The sequence below is a fragment of the Sabulicella flocculans genome (genome assembly GCF_045449635.1).
Lineage (GTDB): Bacteria > Pseudomonadota > Alphaproteobacteria > Acetobacterales > Acetobacteraceae > Roseococcus.
On record NZ_JBJJBR010000017.1, the window covers coordinates 1 to 16,438 of the forward strand.

19 protein-coding genes and 1 pseudogene are annotated in these 16,438 nt (G+C 73.7%); 16 read left to right on the forward strand and 4 right to left on the reverse strand.

Annotated elements, in window-relative coordinates:
* The first annotated feature begins 4 nt into the window (after positions 1–4).
* The 7 genes from ACI6QG_RS14570 to ACI6QG_RS14600 are packed head-to-tail and all read left to right on the forward strand — an operon-like array spanning position 5 to position 3,314.
* Positions 5–163, forward strand: coding sequence for a DUF2190 family protein (locus ACI6QG_RS14570; protein ID WP_407025371.1), 159 nt, complete (start codon positions 5–7; stop codon positions 161–163).
* Positions 164–192: 29 nt separating this feature from the next.
* Positions 193–690, forward strand: coding sequence for a glycoside hydrolase family 108 protein (locus ACI6QG_RS14575; RefSeq protein WP_407025307.1), 498 nt, complete (start codon positions 193–195; stop codon positions 688–690).
* Positions 687–995 carry a head-tail joining protein gene (locus ACI6QG_RS14580; RefSeq protein ID WP_407025308.1) on the forward strand — a complete coding sequence of 103 codons (309 nt, stop codon included), beginning with the start codon at positions 687–689 and terminating at the stop codon, positions 993–995. The genes ACI6QG_RS14575 and ACI6QG_RS14580 overlap by 4 nt, the downstream gene beginning before the upstream one ends.
* A gap of 8 nt (positions 996–1,003) precedes the next feature.
* Positions 1,004–1,180 (forward strand): hypothetical protein, encoded by a 177-nt coding sequence (locus ACI6QG_RS14585; protein ID WP_156910204.1) that lies wholly within the window; start codon positions 1,004–1,006, stop codon positions 1,178–1,180.
* Positions 1,180–1,899: a DUF6441 family protein gene (locus ACI6QG_RS14590; RefSeq protein ID WP_407025309.1), complete on the forward strand. Its 720-nt coding sequence runs from the start codon at positions 1,180–1,182 to the stop codon at positions 1,897–1,899. The genes ACI6QG_RS14585 and ACI6QG_RS14590 overlap by 1 nt, the downstream gene beginning before the upstream one ends.
* Complete coding sequence (locus ACI6QG_RS14595) at positions 1,896–2,342, forward strand: hypothetical protein (RefSeq protein WP_407025310.1); 447 nt, start codon at positions 1,896–1,898, stop codon at positions 2,340–2,342. Before ACI6QG_RS14590 ends, ACI6QG_RS14595 begins: the two co-directional genes overlap by 4 nt.
* 15 nt (positions 2,343–2,357) lie before the next feature.
* Positions 2,358–3,314, forward strand: coding sequence for a phage tail tube protein (locus tag ACI6QG_RS14600; protein ID WP_407025311.1), 957 nt, complete (start codon positions 2,358–2,360; stop codon positions 3,312–3,314).
* A gap of 50 nt (positions 3,315–3,364) precedes the next feature.
* Here ACI6QG_RS14600 and ACI6QG_RS14605 read toward each other — a convergent pair.
* Positions 3,365–3,652: pseudogene (locus tag ACI6QG_RS14605) on the reverse strand (type II toxin-antitoxin system RelE/ParE family toxin); the annotation flags it as partial.
* A complete protein-coding gene (locus ACI6QG_RS14610) occupies positions 3,649–3,918 on the reverse strand; it encodes a type II toxin-antitoxin system ParD family antitoxin (RefSeq protein WP_407025312.1) in 270 nt (89 codons plus the stop codon). The gene ACI6QG_RS14610 and the pseudogene ACI6QG_RS14605, both read right to left, overlap by 4 nt.
* Before the next feature lie 74 nt (positions 3,919–3,992).
* On the opposite strand from ACI6QG_RS14610, the gene ACI6QG_RS14615 reads away from it, so the two are divergent.
* The 9 genes from ACI6QG_RS14615 (at position 3,993) to ACI6QG_RS14655 (ending at position 12,335) form a co-directional block, all read left to right on the forward strand.
* Entirely contained in the window at positions 3,993–4,370 is a 378-nt protein-coding gene (locus ACI6QG_RS14615; protein ID WP_213611159.1) for a phage-derived protein YdaY family protein, read from the forward strand.
* A 164-nt stretch (positions 4,371–4,534) separates the two neighbouring features.
* Positions 4,535–4,708 carry a hypothetical protein gene (locus ACI6QG_RS14620; RefSeq protein ID WP_213611160.1) on the forward strand — a complete coding sequence of 58 codons (174 nt, stop codon included), beginning with the start codon at positions 4,535–4,537 and terminating at the stop codon, positions 4,706–4,708.
* Positions 4,698–6,257, forward strand: coding sequence for a tape measure protein (locus ACI6QG_RS14625; protein WP_407025313.1), 1,560 nt, complete (start codon positions 4,698–4,700; stop codon positions 6,255–6,257). The genes ACI6QG_RS14620 and ACI6QG_RS14625 overlap by 11 nt, the downstream gene beginning before the upstream one ends.
* A gap of 135 nt (positions 6,258–6,392) precedes the next feature.
* Entirely contained in the window at positions 6,393–6,854 is a 462-nt protein-coding gene (locus ACI6QG_RS14630; RefSeq protein ID WP_407025314.1) for a hypothetical protein, read from the forward strand.
* 2 nt (positions 6,855–6,856) lie between these two features.
* Positions 6,857–7,543 carry a hypothetical protein gene (locus tag ACI6QG_RS14635; RefSeq protein ID WP_407025315.1) on the forward strand — a complete coding sequence of 229 codons (687 nt, stop codon included), beginning with the start codon at positions 6,857–6,859 and terminating at the stop codon, positions 7,541–7,543.
* Entirely contained in the window at positions 7,540–8,121 is a 582-nt protein-coding gene (locus ACI6QG_RS14640; RefSeq protein WP_407025316.1) for a hypothetical protein, read from the forward strand. The genes ACI6QG_RS14635 and ACI6QG_RS14640 overlap by 4 nt, the downstream gene beginning before the upstream one ends.
* Complete coding sequence (locus tag ACI6QG_RS14645) at positions 8,121–8,471, forward strand: DUF6950 family protein (protein WP_407025317.1); 351 nt, start codon at positions 8,121–8,123, stop codon at positions 8,469–8,471. Before ACI6QG_RS14640 ends, ACI6QG_RS14645 begins: the two co-directional genes overlap by 1 nt.
* Positions 8,472–8,474: 3 nt before the next feature.
* Entirely contained in the window at positions 8,475–10,487 is a 2,013-nt protein-coding gene (locus tag ACI6QG_RS14650; protein WP_407025318.1) for a phage tail protein, read from the forward strand.
* Between the two features lie 18 nt (positions 10,488–10,505).
* Positions 10,506–12,335 carry a pectate lyase family protein gene (locus ACI6QG_RS14655; protein WP_407025319.1) on the forward strand — a complete coding sequence of 610 codons (1,830 nt, stop codon included), beginning with the start codon at positions 10,506–10,508 and terminating at the stop codon, positions 12,333–12,335.
* A 49-nt stretch (positions 12,336–12,384) separates the two neighbouring features.
* On the opposite strand, the gene ACI6QG_RS14660 is transcribed toward ACI6QG_RS14655, so the two are convergent.
* Both ACI6QG_RS14660 and ACI6QG_RS14665 read right to left on the reverse strand, forming a co-directional pair.
* Positions 12,385–13,920 (reverse strand): hypothetical protein, encoded by a 1,536-nt coding sequence (locus ACI6QG_RS14660; RefSeq protein WP_407025320.1) that lies wholly within the window; start codon positions 13,918–13,920, stop codon positions 12,385–12,387.
* Between the two features lie 3 nt (positions 13,921–13,923).
* The gene (locus ACI6QG_RS14665) at positions 13,924–16,341 is read right to left on the reverse strand and encodes a hypothetical protein (protein ID WP_407025321.1); all 2,418 of its coding nucleotides are present in this window, start codon (positions 16,339–16,341) and stop codon (positions 13,924–13,926) included.
* Between the last annotated feature and the right edge of the window lie 97 nt (positions 16,342–16,438).

Sequence of the window (16,438 nt, forward strand, 5' to 3'; positions counted from 1 at the left end):
GGCCATCACCGCCGGCGCGCGGCTGTTCTGGGACAATGCGAACCGGCGCCTCACCACCACCGCCACCGGCAATTTCCAGGTCGGCATCGCCACCGCCGCGGCGCTCGCCGCCGACACCACGGTGCGCACCATGCTGGCCCGCGTGCCGGCATCGGGGGCGTGATGGCTAGGCCCGATCGCTTTCCGGGGTGCGTGGTGGAGGTGCTCCGCCACGAGGGCGGCTATGTGGACCATCCCCGCGATCCCGGCGGCTGCACCAATTTCGGCATCACGCGCCGCACGCTGGAAGGCTGGCGACGCGAGCCGACCGCCTGCAACGCGGTGCGCGCGCTCGGGGTGGACGAGGCGCGTGCCATCTACCGCGCGCATTACTGGAACGCGGTGCATGGCGACGAACTGCCCGCGGGCATCGACCTCGCCGTGTTTGACGCCGCCGTGAACAGCGGGCGCCGGCGTGCGGCGCTGTGGCTGCAGGAGGCGCTGGGGGTCGCGGCCGACGGCGCCATCGGCCCCAAGACGCTGCGCGCGGCACGCGCGACCAATGATCGCGCGGCGCTCATCGGGCGCATCTGCGATTTCCGCCTCGCCTTCCTGCGCGGCCTCGACACTTGGCCGGACTTCGGGCGCGGTTGGAGCCGCCGCGTGCGCAGTGTGCGCGCTGCATCGCTGATGATGGCGGGGGCGCCTTGAGCGCCTTTGCCGCGGCCATGGCCGCGCTGGTGGCCGATCCGAACCTCGGCGTGGAGGCGATCTACCGGCAGGGCGGCACGGGCGCACCCATCGCCCTGCGCGTGCTGCGCTCCTCGCCCGACCGCGTGGCCGACGCCTTCGCCACCGAGATCATCGCCGCGACCGACATCCTCTCGGTGCCCATCGCCGCGCTGCCCACCCTCACGGCCGGCGACACCCTCACCGTCGGTCCCGACCTCCTCACCATCACCTCCGCCACCCGCGACGCCACCGGCACCGCCTGGCGCGTCCTCTGCCAGCGATAGGAGCCCCCATGGACCTCCCGCAGATCCTTCAACTGGCCGAGAACGGCGCGGGCCTCATCGCCATCCTGCTGCTGGTCTGGCGCGTCGACGGGCGCCTCGAGCAGGTGCGCGTGCTGCTGGAGCGCCTCTCCACCCTGATGGAGACCGAGATCGGCCATCGCCGCCGTGACGATCGCGACGGCTGATGCGCCTCGCCGCCACTATCATTGGTGACCTCCGCCAGGTGCTCACGGCGGAGGTACGCGCTAGCGAGCGCGCCGCCATGCAGGCGATCCGTGCCGAGACGGAGCAGGTCAAGGCGGAGCTGCGCCGACAGGTGACGGACGCGCTGGGCGGCAATGCTCGCGGCATCGCCAATGCCTGGCGCTCGCAGGTGTTTCCACGCTCGGGTCAGTCGCTGCGGCCGGCGGGGCTGGTCTGGACCAAGGTGCCGAACGTCATCGACGCCTTCGAGCGTGGGGCCGTCATTCGCGCCAAGGGCGGCCGGAAGTTCCTCGCGATCCCGACCAGCCTCAACCGGCAGGGAGGTCGCCGTGGTGCCAAGCCGCGCATCACGCCCGCGCAGATGGTCGCGTCTGGCCAGGCCTTTCTGCGACCGTTCAAGTCCGGGCGGGGCTTCGTGTGGTGCCTGCCTTTGCGCCAGGGCGAGCAGACCGGGCGGCGTCGGCGCACGCGCCTCATTGCCGGCGGCCTGACCGAGATTGGCACCGGCAATCGCAAGGGTCGCGAGGCCTGGGCGCGCGGCATGTTGGAGCGCGGCATGGTGCCGATGTTCGTGCTGCTGCCGCAGGTCGCGCTGCGCAAGCGGCTCGACGTGAAGGGCGCGGCCGAGCGTGGGCTGCGCCGACTGCCGGGGCGCTTTGTGGCGGCATGGGAGCGTGAGGCTGGGAGGCGGGCAGCATGAGCATGCGCGAGAACGCGCTGGCCGCGCTGCACGCCCGGATCGGCGCGGCGTTGGCGGCCAGGAACCCGGCACCCGTCGTGCTGCGCGGAGAGACCGCGCCGCAGCGCCTGCCGCCCGGCGGCCTCGTCGTCCTGCGCGATGGCGAGACGGTGGAGGAGACCGCCATCCTCTCCCCGCTCGCCTATGCCATCGAGCACCGCGCGGAAATCGAGGTGACGGTCGCCGGCGCCACGCCCGCCGTACGCAACGCCCTGCTCGACGCGCTGCTCGTGGACATCGCCGCCGGTATTGCCAGCAACCGAACCCTCGGCGGCGCGGTGGAATGGGCCGCCCCCGGGGCGCCCACTTTCGACGACGTCGAGTTCGAAGGCGCCGCTTCCGCCCGCGCCGCCTCCATCCCCGTCACGCTCTTCTACACCGTCGCCGGCTCGCCGCTGGCTTGATCCCGGAGACATCCCATGCCCCGTGCCATTGGCGCCAATTGCCGCCTGCTGACGCTGCCCGAAACCACCTACGGCACCGCGCCCACCGGCAACTGGCGGCGCATGCCCTTCCTCTCCTGCGACCTCGGCGCCGAGCAGCCGCTGCTCGATGCCGACGTCATCGGCGTGGGCAGCAACCGCGATCCCGCGGCGCCCTTCCTCGACACCGTGACCGTGCAGGGCCAGGCCGTGGTGCCGGTCGATCTCGTCAACATCGGTCACTGGCTGCGCCTGCTGCTCGGCGCGCCGACCACCACCGGCACCAACCCGAACTTCATCCACACCTTCGGGTCGGGCGCGGCGGCGTTGCCGTCGAATAGCGTGGAGATCGACTATCCGGATGTACCGTCCTTCGACGTCTGCACCGGCGTGCGCGCCGACACGCTGGAGATCGACTTCTCGCCGTCGGGTCCAGCGACCGCGACCTTCGGGTTGATGGGACAGGGCTCGTTGCGCGGTGGTTCTTCGTCCGGCGGCACGCCCACCAGCGCGGCCTACACCGCCTTCAACAAGGCGCAGGGCTCCATTACCCGCGCCGGCGCCGCGCTTGCCCAGGTGACCGGCGCCCGCATGACCTACAGCAACGGCATGGAGATGGTCCGCACCATCCGCGCCGATCGCCGAATTGAGGGTGTCGACCCCGGCGTCGCCCGCTGCACGGGGCAGGTCACGGTGCGCTTCGAGAACACCACGCTGCTCGCCCAGGCGCAGAACGGCACCGCTGCCGAGTTCGCCTTCGCCTACACGATCGATGCGAACCGGAGCCTCACGGTGACGCTGCACGAGGTGTATCTGGCGCTGGCCAAGACCCCGATCGAGGGGCCGGCGGGCGTGGAGGCGAGCTTCGATTTCAGGGCAGCGTTCAACGCGACGGCGACACGCATGATGACCGTGGCGCTGCGGAACCAGCAGGCGGGGACGGAGTACGCCTGACGCGTGGTGCTGCGCAGAGCCGTCAGCGCATCGGGAAGGTCCATCGCGCCGTGGAGCACGCGCAGGATCACCGGGACCCCAGCCGCCCGCGTTTCGTACACCAGGACATAGCGGTAGCGCGGCAGCGGCACGAACCGGATCGTGGGTGGCGCAAGGTCTCGGCGGACAACCCCGTGTTCCGGATGCCGCGCGATGCGCTGCGCTGCCAGCACGACCGCATCGCGCAACCCTCGTGCCGCCGCTGGCTCCTCGCGGGCGATCCAGCGGACGGCTTCGGCCAGTTCACGCCGCGCCTGTGCGGTGAGCCTCGCCGAGGGTTCCGGCGTCGTTCCGCTCAGCGGGCGCCGGCGCCCTGTCGCGCCTCTGCCTCGGCGATGATGGCGTCGAGCTCGGCTGCCACCTGGTCCATCTCGAAATAGCCGGTCTCGTCGGACTCACGCCGTGCATCATCGAGGGACTGGAGAAAGGCTGCGCGCTGCGCGTTGCGCGCCTGCAGGAGCTTCAGCGCGGCGTCGATCACGTCTTGCGGGCCAGCGAATTCGCCCGTCGCCATCGCCGCCTGGGCGATCGCCTCCTGCTCCTTCGTCAGCTGCACCACCGTCATCTGAACCTCCTCACCCGCAACGCCTGGCGCCGCCGCCGGGTGCACAACCGCGTCATCACGGAGCGCACCATAGCATGCTCACCCTCGACCTTCCCACCGAAGCCGTCTGGCTGGACCTCCCGCGCGGCGTGCGCGTGGAGGTGCTGCCCGTCACCACCGCTCTGATGGCCGCAGCCCAGGCCGCCGCCGCGCGCCGTCTCGGGGCGGTGCGCGCGGCCAACCCGGACCTGGACCCCGACCTCGCGCGCGGCCTGGCCTTCGCCTTCCTCGTCAAGGCGCTGGCCCGCCATGCCGTCACGGCCTGGGAGGGCGTCGGCGATGCGACAGGCAAGCCTCTCCCGCTGTCCGGTGAGGCGGTCGAGCGCCTGATGGACCTCGACGACATCGCCGCCGCCTTCTGGGACCGTGCCACCACCCCCGTCACCGCCGTGGCCCTGGAGGGAAACGGCTAAGGGCCCGCGCCGCCTGGCACTTCGGCCAGGGCCCCGACTACTGCCGCGGCTGTGCCGCGCTCGACCGCGACTGCGGCCTGACCTGCCCCTACGCCCTGCACGCGCCAACGAGCGCCCAGGGCGCCGCCCTGTGGGCTGCGGGCACGGCCTGCGTCTCGGCCGGTATGGCGGGCCTGGAACTCGACACCGCCGGCACCCTGGCCCTGGCGCGCGAGATGGGCGTGCAGGGCTGGGCCGCCGCCGAACTGCTGACGGCGCTGCGCATGGGCCTCGCCGCCGGTGCAGCAGCGTGCCGTTCTGCCACCCATGACGCCGGAGGGTCGCCCCATGGCGGATAGCGCCCGCCGCGTCTCCGTCCGCCTGTCACTGGACGACGCCGCGCGCGTGAAGTCGGAACTGCGCGAGGTCGGCGAGACCGGGCAGCGCAGCCTGGACCGCATCCAGGATGGTGCGGACCGTGCCTCGCGGGCCCTGTCCCTCATGGACGTCGCCGTCCGCGGCATCCAGCTCGCCGGTGTCGCCGCCGGATTGCGCGCCCTCGTCATGGCGGGCGACGCCCTGTCGCAGTCCATGGGCCGCCTCACCACCGCCGTGGGCGGCGTGGAGCGCGCCGCCGAGGTCTACGAGGCCCTCTACCGCGACGCGCTGCAGACCGGTGTCGCGGTGCGCGAGAGCGTCGACGCCTTCCAGCGCTTCTCGATCGCCGCCCGCGAGATCGGCGCCACCTCGGACGAGGTGCTGCGCCTGGTCGCCGGCCTGCAACGCGTCGCCATCTCGTCCGGCGCCAGCACCGCAGAGATCCAGGGCAGCACCCAGCAGCTCGCCCAGGCCCTGGCCTCGGGCGTGCTGCAGGGCGACGAGCTGCGGAGCATCCTGGAGGGGCTGCCGACGCTCGCGCAGGCGCTGGCCGGCGAGCTCGGCGTCTCCATCGGCGAGCTCCGCAAGCTGGGCTCCGAGGGCAAGCTCACCGCCGACACGGTGTTCCCGGCGCTGCTGCGCGCCGTGGAGCGGGTGAATGGCGAATTCGAGCGCGCGCCGCTCTCGGTCGGCCGCGCCTTCGGGCAGCTGACGGCGGCCGCCGACCAGTTCCTCGCCCGGCTCGACCAGGCCATCGGCCTGTCCAACACCCTGGCCCGAGCCCTGTCGGGTGCGGCCCAGGTGCTGGACGGCGTGCGCCGCGGCGCCGGTCTCCTCACCGAGGGCGAGCGTCTGGCCGACCAGCGCGCCACCCGCGACGCGCTGGCCGCCGAGATCGCCAGGCTGGAGCAGGAGATCACTGGTGGTGGTGAGGGTCGGACGCCACGCCGCGGCAGCATCCGCTCAGGCCTCGTCGGCACCGCCGAGGGTCAGGCCGGCGTGGATCGCGCCCGCCGCCTCGAGGAGCTTCGCCAGCAGCACCGCGAACTGGTCGAGGAAGTCGCCCGCGGCGAGCGCGAGGCCGCCGAGCGCGGTGAGGCCGAGCGCCGCGACGCCGACGCCCGAGCCGCCGAGGCCCGTCGTCGCCGCGGCGCCGAGCAGGCAGAGGAACTCCGCCGCCAACTCGACGACCGCTTTCGCATCAACAGCGAGCACGAGGACCGCGTCCGTCGCCTGCGCGAGGCAGAATCCTCCGGCGCGATCGACGCCGCCGAGCGCCAGCGCCTCGAGACGCTGGCCACCCGCGAGCGCGACGATGCCCTGCGCCGCCTCGAAGGTTCCGTCCGCCGCGTCACCGCTGCCCAGCGCGACAACCGCGACGCCGAGCGCGAGGCCAATGAGGTGCTGCGCGAGCGCGAGGCGCTCATTCGCCAGAACGAGAACGCCTATGAGCGCTACGCGCGCCGGCTCTCCAACCTGGGCACGCTGGTCGAGCGCGCCGAGCGCATCGGCCAGCCCATCCCCGACTAGACCATCTCCCGCGAGGCCAACGCCGCGCTGGAGGAGCTGGAGCGTGGCAGCGAGCGTGTCCAGCGCGCCACCGAACGCGCCTCCGAGACCGCGCGCGAGCTCGGCCTGACCTTCTCGTCGGCCTTCGAGGACGCGGTGATCCGTGGCGAGAGCCTGTCCAAGGTGCTGCAGGGCATCGGCCAGGACATCGCCCGCATCATCGCGCGGCGCACCATCACCGAGCCGCTCGGCAACGCGCTCACCGGCGCGCTGTCGGGATTCTCGTTCGGCGGCATCTTCGATGGGATCGGATCCTGGCTCGGCGGGCTGTTCCGCGCCGAGGGCGGGCCGGTGACGGCGGGCCAGCCCTACATCGTGGGCGAGCGCGGGCCGGAATGGTTCGTGCCCCAGCAGTCGGGGACGGTGCTGCCGAACGGCACCGCGCCAGGGGGCGGCCCCATCATCCACACCACGTTGAACATCGACGCGCGCGGGGCGGACGCGGGCCTGGAGGCGCGGCTGCGGCTGATGGGCCAGCAGATCGCCCGCCAGGCCACCGCCATGACGCTGGACGCCATCCGCCGCGGTGGCACCGCCTACGACACGGTGAGGAGGTAGCCATGACGGAATACGCCTGGCCGCCCGAACTGCGCCCCTCCCGGCAGGTCTTCTACCTCCAGCCCAACACGCTGCGCTTCGTCTCGCCGCTCACGCGCCAGACGCAGGTGCTGCGGCGCGAGGGCGCGCGTTGGGTGGCCGAGCTGACCTTCGACCCGCTGAACCCTCGCCTGGCCGGCGTGCTGGAGGGGCTGGTGGCCGCGCTCGCCGGCTCCGTGAACACGGTCCGCCTGCGCGACTTCCGACGCGAGTTCCGCTCGGGCGATCCGCGCTCCCAGGGCGATGTGCCGAACGGCCCTTACAGCTTCAACGACGCCACGATCTTCACGGACGGGACAGGGTTGGTGGTGGGCTCGGGCAATCCTGCGCTCGCCGCCGGGGCGCCGCGCGGCGCGCTGTCGCTGGCCACGCAGGGTTGGTGGCCGGGCGCGCTGGCGGTCGGCGCGGGCGACCACATCGGCCTCGGCGGACGGCTGTACATGGCCACCGCGCGCGTCATGGCCTCGGGCACGGGCACGGCCTCCATCCCCATCGCGCCCCCGCTGCGCGCCGCCGCGCCGGTCGGCGAGGCGCTGTTCTTCTCGAACGTGTCTACGCCCATGCGCCTGGTCTCCGACGACGAGGGGATCAACCCAACCCGGCCGGGGCGCTTCACCAGCATCACCTGCCGGTTTGAGGAGGCGCTGTGACCGACGCTGCCATTCGCGCTACGCCGCGCCTTTCCGTCCAGGCCGCGGCCGCCGCCACCGCGCCCGTCGTCGCCCCCGTTATCCTCTGCGAGCTCGACTTCGCGACCGGCGCCTTTCGGGTGTGGTCCGGACTCGGCACGCTGAACTGGGCCGGCCGCAGCTTCGAGGGCATCGGCGACATCGGTGCCATGGGCGAGGTGGAGGAGACGGTCGAGCTGCGCGCTGTCCGCCTCACCCTCGCGCTCTCGCCGGTGCCGCAGGAGGTAATCGACATCGCGCTCTCCGAGCGCTCCTACCGGCTGCGCCCGGCGCGGCTGTGGCTCGCGCTGCTGGACGAGGACGGGGCCTTCGTGGCGGACCCGTTTCCGCTCTGGGCGGGCATTATGGACACGATGGAGGTGGTGGACGGCGCCGAGCCGCGGGTGACGCTGGCCTGCGAAAGCCGGCTCGTGGACCTCGAGCGCGCCGAGGTGCGGCGCTACACCGACGCCGACCAGCAGGCCGAGTTCCCGGGCGACCGGTTCTTCGAGTTCGTGCCGGCACTGCAGGACGCCGAGATCCGACTGCCGGCGCGATAATGCGCCATCCCGATTGGGTCGCGCGGCTCGCAGCCCTCCTGCGTGAGGCCGAGACGCGCGCCTTCGATGCGCGGCACTGGAACTGCGCGGCGTTCGCCATCGCGGCGGTGGAGGCGGTGACTGGTCAGCGTCCCCGCGTTCGGGCGCTGCCCGATCTCGCAGCCTCGGCCGACAGCGCAGGCTTTCCGCGCATCCCTCCCGCCTTCGCACGCTGCGGCGACGTTGTGCTCGCGCCCGATCCCGACCGCCTCGGCGTCGTCCTCGACACCGGCCGCGTCGCCTTCGTCGGACCGCGCGGCCTACTCCGCGCCCCCATCACCGACTGCACGATCGCCTGGAGGATTGGCTGACAGATGCCCGCTGCGATCCCCATCATCGCCGTGGTCGCAGGCGCGGTCGGGTCCGCCGCCGTCGGCGGCGGCGTCATCGGCGCCCTGGTCGGCGCAGGTGCCGCCATCGCCGTCTCCTTCATCGGCAGCCAGGTCTTCCCGCAAAACACCGCCGCCGCCCGCGGCAGCAGCGCCAGCTTCAACGACAGCGGCTCCGGCGGCACCACCACCACCGCCGTCGAGGCCCAAGCCCGCACCCAGTCCTTCCGCCAGGCCATCACCGAGCACGCCCTGGTCTTCGGCCGCTGCAAGGTCTCGGGCCCCATCGTCTTCGTGCACAGCAGCACCGACGACGAGGGCCGTGCCGATGGCTACTTCCACGCCGTCGTGGTGCTCGCCGCCCATCGCGTCCGCACCATCGGCGAGGTCTGGCTTGGCGATGCGCTCGCCACCGACCCGAAATTCGCCGGCCTGGTCCGCATCGATCGCCACCTCGGCGACCCCGGCCAGGCGGCCAATGCCAACCTCATCGCCGAGACCAGCGGCAAATGGACCGCGGCCCATCGCGGCGCCGGGCGCGCCTACATGGCGCTGCGCCTCAAGATCACGCCCGAGGCCTTCCCCTCAGGCCCGCCCAATATGGCCGCGCTCGTGGAGGGCGCCGACACCATCCGCGACCCACGCAGCGGCGCCATCGGCTGGTCCGACAATCCGGCCCTCTGCCTCGCCTGGTACCTCACCGCGCCCTTCGGCTGGCGGGCCGCGTGGGACGAGATCGACATGCCCGCCCTCATCGCCGCCGCCAATATCTGCGACGAGATCGTGGGCCGGCGCGATGGCGCCGCCGAGCGCCGCTACACCGTCAACGGCCGCGTCTCCCTCGGCGAGGGCAAGATCGCCATCACCCGCAAGCTCCTCGCGGCCATGGCGGGCACGATGGTGGTCTCGGGCGGGCGCTTCGTGATCCACGCCGGCGCGCCCGCGCCGCCGGCCGCCACCATCACCGCCGCCGATCTGCGCGGCGACGTCTCGGTCATGGGCTCGCGCCCGCGGCGGGATCTCTTCAACGGGGTGCGGGCGGTCTACGTGGATCCCGGTAAGAACTGGCAGCCCACCGACGCGCCGCCGCTGCTCGCCAGCAACTACGTCACCGAGGATGGCGGCGAGGCGATCTACCGCGACCTCGACTTCCCTCTCACGACCTCCGCCGCCACCGTCCAGCGCCTCATGAAGTTGGAGCTGGAGCGCAACCGCCGCCAGCGCGCGGTGCTGGTGCAGGCCAACCTCGCGGCGCTGCGCCTGCGCCCCTGGGACGGGGTGATGGTCGCCATCGACCGCATCGAGCCCTTCCCGGCGCGGATCACCGGCTGGCGCTTTGCGCCCGAGGGTGGGATCGACCTGACGCTCTCCGAGGAGGACGCGGCGGTCTGGGACTGGAACCCGGCCGTGGACGAGCGGGCCACGGGGGACAGCCCCTCCGTGATCCTGCCGCGACCGGGCAGCATCGCCACGCCTGCCTCCATCCGGGTGGCCACGCCCACCACGGCCCTGTTCACGGCGCTGGGTGCGGACTGGGCGGCCGTGCCCTCCGCCTACCTCGCCAGCTACGAGGTCGAGGCCCGGCCCGCCTCGGTCGCCAACTGGCTGGCCCTGGCGGCGGGCACGGGGGCGCTGTTTGCGGTCTTCCCCACGACGGAGCCCACCGCCTTTCGCGTGCGGGCCCGGGCGAGGAGCGGGGCGGTGTCCGGCTGGCAGGAGGCGGCGATCCCGGCCGCCCCCTCGGGCCTTGCTGCCGTGGGTGTGGTGGGCGGGATCCAGGTGACCGGCGCCTATCCCGCTGGCGCCACTGCGCTGCAGGTCTTCGAGGCCACCTCCAACAGCCTCGCCGCCGCGGTGCTGCACGCGACGATCACGACGCTGCCCTGGACACGCTCCAGCCTCGCCACCGGACAGGCGCGCTGGCTCTGGCTGCGCAGCGTCTCCCCCGAGGGCAACGTCTCGTCCCTTGTCGGCCCCGTCACCGCCACCGCCCTCTGACCGACGGGAGGACCCCACATGCCCGCCCGCATCGACGACCTGATGGTGCTCAACACCCAGGTCAGCAAGACCGACCTGGCCAAGTACCTGCGTGACCGCGAGGCCGTACTGCCATCGGACTTCGGCGGGTTGGGCGATGGTGTGGCCGATGACCGCGTGGCCATTCAGGCCGCCTTCGACCGCGCCGGCACCGACCAGAAGATGGCGATCATCCCGCCGGGCACCTGGAACGTCTCCGGCACCGTCACGCTGCCGGGCGCCGCCCGCGGCCTGATCATGCAGGGCACCATCCGCTACACCGGCACCGCGCCGACCAGCGTGCTGGTGCTCGGCGACGGCGGCACCGTCCGCAACGGCGAGAAGCTCTACGCGGGCCTGAACGTCATCCGGCAGACCATCTCCGACTGGTCCTCCGAGGCCGATATCGGCATCACCGTGCGCAACGTCGACGCCTCGCAGATCGAGTTGCGCCGGGTGGAAGGCTTCACCATCGGCATGCGCACGCTCGGCGACGGGCGAGGTGTGGAGGACAGCACCTTCACGCTGGGGCGCATCGTCAATTGCCGGATAGGTCTCGATGTCTGGTGCGCCACCGCCACGGCCTGGAACACCTCCATCCGCTACTACGGCGGGCACTTCGCCTGCGCCACCGGGATCAACGCGACGCTAGACAGGTTTGGGGTGCGCTTCGGGAACGAGCCGGGCGCCTACACCAACCACAACCGGCACATCTTCGACGGGCCGAACTTCGAGCTGCGCCAGGCGGGCTCGAACCTCGCCATCCCCTTCCTGAACCAGACCTCGGGCTCCGCCATCATCGCGCGCAACATGCGCATGGAGGCCTGCTCGCCCATCGCCGCCCGCCACACCGCAGGCGCCCAGGATTGCGAGTACGATGTCGCCTGGACCAACACCTACCTGGTCGGCATCGACTACACGGCGACGGCCAATCGCTGCGGCAACGCCGTCATCAATCGCCACCGCGCGCCGGCGTCGCGGTTCCAGCGGTACCTGGCCGGGGTGGAGAACGTCCGCGCCAAGACCTTCCGGCAGTCGGCCACCGAGATCGGCGTGGAGGGGCTGCTCACGGTATCGACGGCCACCACGGCGGCGACCGCCATGGCCGACTTCTGCTTCAACGGCCTCGACGACGTGGCCGCCACCGACCGGGCCGTCACGCTGGCCGCGCAGCGCGGCATGGGGTGGTTGCTCGACGTGTCGCAGGTGAAGGAGGTCGCCCTCGTCCACTGGCTCGCGGGCAACGCCCCCGGCGGGCGGCTGTTCGCGCGCTGCTTCGACGCGGCGGGGGCGATCCGCGAGAACCAGGCGGGCGACGTGCTGGCCTCCATCGCCACGATGCTGTGGAGCGCGCCGGGCAAGGTCTGGACGGGCGGCGCGCCGATGGACGACGCCAACCTCAACCGCCGGCAGACCCTGCGCTTTGGGCCCTCGGTCGCCTTCGCGCAGCTCGGCATCGTGGGCTTCGACGGCCCCGTCGACCTGCAGGCGCTGCGGCTGTTCGCGCTGCCCGAGGCGGCGCCGCCGGTGCTGAACGGCACGCCGCTCGCTCCCAACGGCGGCCGACGGGAGTTCTCGGCCGAGGTGCCGTGGGACCTCCCGAGCCTCGCCGCCGGGGCGACCTCGCTCACGGACGTGACGGTGAGCGGCGCCCGCCTGGGCGACCTCGCGCAGGCCTCGCTTGCGAGCAGCACGCGCTTCATCGAGCTCGACGCGACGGTCTGGTCAAACAACACGGTGCGGGTGCTCGCCCGCAACGTTTCCGGGACGACGTTCGATCTCGCGCCGGCCATCCTCTCCGTGCAGGTGACGAAGCGGCGCGTGCCCTGACCGCGGCGCTGCGGCGGCGCGGCTCTCCCGTCCCGGGCCGCCGAGGCGGCTACGCGGCGGAGCCGACGCCGGGCAGCAGGCCGCTCTCCCTGGCGAGCGTGAGCGCGGTTTCAAGCCGGTCCCGCGTGGGAACCGGGCGGGCGCCGCGGCCGACGCCAGGCGCCACGCTCCAGCCGGCGTCCTCCAGCACCACCCGCAGCCGCATCAGCGTCTTCCCGCGCGCCCGCGCGTCGGCAAGCCCGCGGCCCACGGACCAATAGACGTGCTGCGCCAAGACCCACGACTCGAAGACGTGGCGCAGAAACGCGGCCGCCGGCTCGTCGCCCCACGCCTCGGCGTCGCCGCGCGCCCGGGCGAGCGGCAGGCGGTCGGCCCGCTCGAAGGCCGCGGCCTCGCGGGGCGTCTCCCGCAGGCAGAAGGCCAGGGCGTCCGCGACCGCGGCCGCGACGCGTTCGCCGCCCGGCGCCTCCAGGGCCCGCTCGATGGCGTCCATGGCGTCGACGGGGTTGGGCGCGGCGACGTCGGCGAGCCACGCGCGGGCGTTCGCCGCCGCGGCCCGCTCCGGCACCTGGCCGAGGAAGGCGCCGACGAGATCGGCGGTGGAGCGCGGCCCGGCCAGGAGCTCGCCGACCGTCCAGTGCAGCAGCGCCTCGAGCGCCAGGCGGAAGGCCTGCCGCACCTGCACGGTTCGCCACGCCAGGCGCGTTTCCTCCATCGCGCCCGATCCGCCGGCGGCCCCCGGTTCGCACATCGCCCGCCGCAGCGCGGCCGCGTCGCCCGCATCGGACCGGTCCGCCGGGAGGCGTCCCATGGCGCTCACCATCAGCGCGACCCCGGCCCTCCGCGCCTTCGGCGCCCCCGCGCCGGCGAGCGCGTGGGCCATGGCGCGGCGTTCCGCCTCCGTGGGCTGGTCCATCGCCCACGCCGCCCTCCAGCCCCGGGCCTCGGCCGACGTCACCTCGACCTCGCCCAAGGCGGAGAAGGCGGGGTGCCTGAGGCGGTCCTTGATCCGCTCCTCGAAGGCGTCCAGCGCGTCCTGGTAGACGCAGTCGGGGTTGGACGCCATCGCCCCCGACCGCTCGGGATCCGGCACCAGCCATCCCAGGGTCTTCATCGCGGGGCCGTAGGTGATGGCGGCCGTGAACGCGGTGGACTGCTCGCGCTCCTCGCGACGCTTGCGCCACGCCGCGCCGCCGAACCTGTACGACGCCACGCCCAGCAGCGGAGCGAGGACGTCGCGGCCCGGCAGGTCCGCGCCCCCCTCGTGGAGGAAGTGCGACCAGGCGTACAGGACCTCGACGCGGTCCACGAAGTCCTTCAGCCGGTCGACGGCGAGGGTGCTGAGCCCGGCGTCGCGCGCGCGCACGGCGGCCCGGCGCCAGGCCCAGGCGGTGACGACGAAGGGCCGGACGTGCCGCCCGACGTTGTTGATGCCGGGGAGGACGCGGTCCATGAGGTCGAAGTTGATCTGCCGCAGCCCGAGCGGATCGACGCCGCCCAGCTTGACCGCGAGAGGCGGCGCGAAGCGCGGCCCCGCGGCCGACGCCGCGGCCTCGCACAGCTCGCCGAGAGTCGGGGCCGCCACCGCTCAGGCCTCCTCGCAGACGAGGACGCCGCCGCAGCAGTCGGGGGCGCGCGCGACGCCGCGGGCCCTGAGGCGCTGCGCCTCGGCGCTCGGGAGCACCCTCCCGTGGACCGGGCACGCGTCGGCGCCGCGGGAGACGGGGAGAACCCTTCGGCCCGCGCCCCCGTCGCGCAGGGCTTGCGCGAGGAGCGGCCAGACGTCCGTGCACGACATCAGGTCGGGGTAGTGGCCGCCCCGCGCCCCGGCGCGCAGGTCCCCGAGGTAGGCGCGGACCTGCTCCTGCATGGTGCGGACCCGGGCGAGGCCCGACCAGAGCGTCGAGATGTGCGCGTCCGGCGCCAGCAGCGCCAGAAAGGCGCCGGCCGGCGCCATGTCCGGGGGAGGGCCGGACGGCTCCCATCCGAGCCGCAGGAGCCGCGCTCGGCACCGCATGTCCGCGCCAACTGCGTCCCCCTCGCTCGCCCTGGCGACCAGGGCGGCCGCGGCCGCGACGGGGAGAAACGGCTCCGAGACCCCGCGCTCCGCGAAAGCCCGGACGATCCGCTCCAGGCAGAGCCGCGTCACGGACGGGTCGGGCCGCAGCCGGTCGCACACGTAATGGGCGACGTCGAAGGCGACCTCGGCGTTCCGCGGGGCCGAGCCGGACGCCAGCAGGAGGCCGAGCAGACGCTCGAAATTGTCGAGCGCCTTCGCCAACGCCGGATCCGGCTTGCGTTGGGACCGGACAGGGCGGCTTGCCGGTCTTTCGTCCCCGTCGCCGTCGTCGCCTTCGTCGTCGGCCCGGTCCTCGGCGGCCCCCGCGATAGGGCCGCGCCGCTCGCGGAGGGCGGAAAACAGCGCTTCGAGGAACCGCCGCCATCCGGCGCCCCCGCCGTCCGCCGCGCCGGCGCCGCCCGCGGGTTCGCCTCCCCGCCTCTCGCCGAGCAAGGACGCGACGTTGGCGCGGGCTTCGCAAGGCTCGGCGCGGCCCGCGCGGCCCCCCATCGGCGGGCCGTCGCCCTGCGCCAGGCGGCCGGGGTTGTCGCAGGCCCAACTCAGCACGGCCGCCACGTCCGACGGCACCTCCGACCCGGCCAACACCGCGAAGAGGCGCGGCGCGACGGGGCCGGCCCTGCGAAGGATCTCCGCGAAGCCGGCGAAGGACAGGAAGCCCTCGGCCTCCGAGCCGTCCGGCGCCTCGAGGCGCAGCACCAGCCGGGCGCCCCGCCACGCCTCGAGCTCCAGGCTCGGCGCGCGCAGCGAGAAGCCGCCGTCCGGCCCGACGTGCCCGGGGCCCAGCGCTCGCCGGCCGGCCGCCGAGACGGCGAAGGCCTCGACGCGCCCGGACACGCCGCCGCTCAGCACGCGCCCGGCGATGTCGTCGCCCTGGAGGGCGGCGCGCAGGATGCCCGTCTTCGCGGGGGCGTCGCCCTCGCCGTCGTCGGGGGTTTCGGGCTTGGGCAGCGGCGTCGCGGGGGTCGAAGTCCAACCGACCGACGGCTCCCGCTCCAGGCGCAGGACGCACGCCTCGACGTTCCCGCTGGCCTCGAGGGCCGCCCACGTCGCGTTCGCGCTGCCCGACAGCGTCACGCGCCCCCGGCGGCAGACGACCTCGAAGGCCTTGGCGTGGAGGCGCCGACCGCCCTTGGCGTCGGCGTCGCGCAGCGGGTCCAGCTCCACCGCCTCGACCGCCGTCTTCGCTGCCCGCGGCCAGTTGTCCGCGCCGAGCCCCGGGACGGCGCCGGCCCCGTGGGCGTGGACCTGCGCGCGCTCCAGCCCCAGCCGCGCGCACAACGAGTCCAGGGCCGCCCCGCCGTCCCAGTAGGGCGCCGCGACCGCGAGCCTCCGGGCGCCGCCCAGCTCCTCCGCGGCGTCGGCGAGCTGCGCCGCGATCGGGCGGTCGAGGCTGTGCACGAACCGGACGGCGCCGGCGCGGACGCCGCCGGCGGCCGCGCCGCGGATGTCCGCCGCCGCCCGGAGGCAGTGCGCGGCGGCGCCGTGCTTGACGCGGTCGCTTGCGGCGAGAGTCTCGAAGAACACGGCCGCGTCCGCCAGCGCGTCGGCGGCGAAGCCCCGGTGCAGGTGGTCGAAGACCTCCAGGTTGCCGCCCCAGCCGCCGAAGGTGAGGTTTCCCGACCCCACCAGCACGTGCACCTCCGTCTCGGAGGCGAGCACCGATACCTTGGGGTGGAAGGCGTGGGCGCGCGCGACCGCCACGGGCTCCACCTCGTAGTCGCGGCCGACGCGCCGCGCGCCGAGCTCGGACAGGGCGTTGCGGACGCCCGCCACGTCCGCCAGCACGACGGCCTGCTGGGCTCCCTGGCGCACAAGCTCGTCGAGCGCCACGGCCTCGAAGAAGGACAGGCTGAGCGAGTATGTCGTGAACAGCGCCCGCCGCCAGGGATGGGCCCGGAGGAGGTCGACGGGCGACAGCCGGCTCATGCCGGCCGATTCGCCGCGCGCTTCCCGGTGCGGTGCGCCGATCCGAGCGACCTGGCGACGAACCGGGCCCGACGCGCCGCAGGTCGCGGTCGGGATC

What these genes read in the sequence shown, in the direction of transcription:
- ACI6QG_RS14625 (WP_407025313.1), top strand. Translation starts at nt 4,698, where the DNA reads ATGGCGGATAGCGCCCGCCGCGTCTCCGTCCGCCTGTCACTGGACGAC.
- ACI6QG_RS14600 (WP_407025311.1), top strand. Translation starts at nt 2,358, where the DNA reads ATGCCCCGTGCCATTGGCGCCAATTGCCGCCTGCTGACGCTGCCCGAA.
- ACI6QG_RS14655 (WP_407025319.1), top strand. Translation starts at nt 10,506, where the DNA reads ATGCCCGCCCGCATCGACGACCTGATGGTGCTCAACACCCAGGTCAGC.
- ACI6QG_RS14650 (WP_407025318.1), top strand. Translation starts at nt 8,475, where the DNA reads ATGCCCGCTGCGATCCCCATCATCGCCGTGGTCGCAGGCGCGGTCGGG.
- ACI6QG_RS14590 (WP_407025309.1), top strand. Translation starts at nt 1,180, where the DNA reads ATGCGCCTCGCCGCCACTATCATTGGTGACCTCCGCCAGGTGCTCACG.
- ACI6QG_RS14610 (WP_407025312.1), bottom strand. Translation starts at nt 3,918, where the DNA reads ATGACGGTGGTGCAGCTGACGAAGGAGCAGGAGGCGATCGCCCAGGCG.
- ACI6QG_RS14635 (WP_407025315.1), top strand. Translation starts at nt 6,857, where the DNA reads ATGACGGAATACGCCTGGCCGCCCGAACTGCGCCCCTCCCGGCAGGTC.
- ACI6QG_RS14615 (WP_213611159.1), top strand. Translation starts at nt 3,993, where the DNA reads ATGCTCACCCTCGACCTTCCCACCGAAGCCGTCTGGCTGGACCTCCCG.
- ACI6QG_RS14595 (WP_407025310.1), top strand. Translation starts at nt 1,896, where the DNA reads ATGAGCATGCGCGAGAACGCGCTGGCCGCGCTGCACGCCCGGATCGGC.
- ACI6QG_RS14665 (WP_407025321.1), bottom strand. Translation starts at nt 16,341, where the DNA reads ATGAGCCGGCTGTCGCCCGTCGACCTCCTCCGGGCCCATCCCTGGCGG.
- ACI6QG_RS14585 (WP_156910204.1), top strand. Translation starts at nt 1,004, where the DNA reads ATGGACCTCCCGCAGATCCTTCAACTGGCCGAGAACGGCGCGGGCCTC.
- ACI6QG_RS14620 (WP_213611160.1), top strand. Translation starts at nt 4,535, where the DNA reads ATGGCGGGCCTGGAACTCGACACCGCCGGCACCCTGGCCCTGGCGCGC.
- ACI6QG_RS14645 (WP_407025317.1), top strand. Translation starts at nt 8,121, where the DNA reads ATGCGCCATCCCGATTGGGTCGCGCGGCTCGCAGCCCTCCTGCGTGAG.